The organism is Pedobacter sp. 01N416, from assembly GCF_056399685.1.
The window spans coordinates 1-2039 of sequence record NZ_JBFTRT010000740.1 but is presented as its reverse complement, the minus strand read 5'-3'; the positions used below and the strand labels follow the sequence as shown (position 1 = coordinate 2039).

The following is a 2039-nucleotide window of genomic DNA, read 5'->3' as shown; positions in this document are numbered from 1 at the left end:
GTCTTTTATAATGCTGATATGTTCGTAATCGCTAATCTCGTTACGCACAATTTTTTTAGAAATCTGATCGCAGCCAAAATTTAATGTGAGCAGTAATAATAAAACAGACCACCTAAGGCTTTTAAACTGTTGCATGTTTTTATAATTAGAAATTTACTAATGGGATTTTATTTCTTTACCCATTTTCTATAAGGAATAATCAAGGCTAAGACAACGGCTAAAGCACTCAATATTTTTGCAATAATATCACCGCTTTTCACATAAAAGGTAATCTCGTCGTTTAGGTTGATGTTGGCCTTTATTGCTGTCCTTGTCCACCATTCAGTGCTTTGTGTAATATCGCCACGTTGATTAATGAAACAGGAGATTCCAGTATTTGCAGAACGTGCAACATCACGATGGGTTTCAATTGCTCTCAGTTTGGCGTACATTTCGTGTTGATCTTTGCCGGAAGTATTTCCCCACCAGGCATCGTTGGTTATCACTGCAATAAATTGAGCACCATCTTTAACCGATTGGCCAATCCAATCGCCCCAAAGACTTTCGTAGCAGATTACCGGTGCAACTCCGATTCCACTTTGTGCATAAAGCACATCAGGTTTTTCTTGCCAGCCCCATCCACCAACAGCTCCGCCAAGTTGTGCGAAAACCCCATCTAAAAAGGAAAATACTTTCGGGAACGGCATTTTTTCTACCCCAGGTACCAGCTTGGATTTATGGTAAAAGCGAACATCGGCAGAATTTTCAATCTGCATGGCCGTATTGAAATGATCAACATAAAGGTTTGCCTGCTGGTCGTACTGTGCAGAAAGTGTTTTTTTGTCGGGATAGATTTTAATGCTTTCTATTCCGGTGATCAGTGTGCCGTTTTTATATTTACTGATGAAGTTTTGTAGGGTACTAAAGGTTGTCGTTTCGCGGATCCGATCTTCGTTGTCGTAACTTGGTATAGCCGTTTCCGGCCAGATAAAATATTCGGTGTTGGTTTGCCCGATCGAATCGGATAAATGTGTTAAGATTTTAACCTGCTCCAAAGGTGGGATATTCTCCAGCTTTTGATAAGGATCTATATTGGGCTGAACCACCACTACATTGCTTGGCGTTCCTTTTTGTTCTGCTGTAAAGTATTTGGCTAATGAAATGCTGATGGGAATAATTACCACCAAAGCCCAGATTCCTGCGGTTCTAAACCTTAAATAACCTGTTTGTGATTTAAATTTCTTGTAAGCTTCAAAAGCCAGGATATTGCTCACTAAAATCCACAGTGAACCTCCGTAAACACCAGTATAATCATACCATTGCGCCAGCTGATGCATTCCTGCTAAACCATTACCTAAAGTCATCCAAGGGAAAGCTAAATCCCAGGTTTGCTGCAAATATTCTAAAGCGATATAAAAGGCAATTAACCCAAGGTACGCGATCTTTTTATTTACATATTTGCCCAATCGATAGTATAACCAAAAAGCAAAAGTCATTAAAAGCGCACCTAATCCATAAGGAATTAAAGAAACGGGGAGGGCTACTGCCGGACCATTATACGCACTTATCGCATTGTACACCCAATAAATTGATGCTGTATTCCAAACTAGAAAAGTTAAACCTGCAGTCAAGAAAATTCTTTTTCCCTGCTTTTTTTCAGCATTGCCTGAAATGGAATTGAGCGCAATGAACAAAGGCACCAGGCCGATCAACAACAAAGGTGTGGTAAAAGGCATTGGTGGCCAGGCTAGCCAAAGCAAAAATGCACTTAAGAGGGCGAGGAGGTAAGTTTTTTTCTTGTTCATTTTAAGTGCTGGCGCAATATTGTCATCCTGAGCCTGTCGAAGGACTAATTAATTATTTGGCATTTCGACAGGCTCAACGTGACAATTCGAGGGGATTTAGTTTTACAAACTATCTAAAATATTTGCTTTTTTAGCTTCGTATTCTTCCTGGGTAATCAGGTGTTTATCGTACAAAGTTTTAAGCTTGCGTAATTTTAATGTGGTTTCATCTTCTGGCTCTTCTACAACTTTAGCGATCTGAATAACGGGTTGTAC

General features: G+C 39.7%; 2 protein-coding genes. Both read right to left on the bottom strand.

Going from position 1 to position 2039, the window contains the following annotated elements; all coding sequences use genetic code 11:
• Positions 1-167: 167 nt before the first annotated feature.
• Entirely contained in the window at positions 168-1784 is a 1617-nt protein-coding gene (gene lnt, locus AC1DND_RS26535; RefSeq protein WP_477585677.1) for an apolipoprotein N-acyltransferase, read from the bottom strand.
• Positions 1785-1886: 102 nt separating this feature from the next.
• Complete coding sequence (locus tag AC1DND_RS26530; protein WP_477585679.1) at positions 1887-2021, bottom strand: SHOCT domain-containing protein; 135 nt, start codon at positions 2019-2021, stop codon at positions 1887-1889.
• Between the last annotated feature and the right edge of the window lie 18 nt (positions 2022-2039).

Excerpts from the sequence above, each read along its gene's own strand:
- lnt (WP_477585677.1), bottom strand. The coding sequence starts at position 1,784 with ATGAACAAGAAAAAAACTTACCTCCTCGCCCTCTTAAGTGCATTTTTG.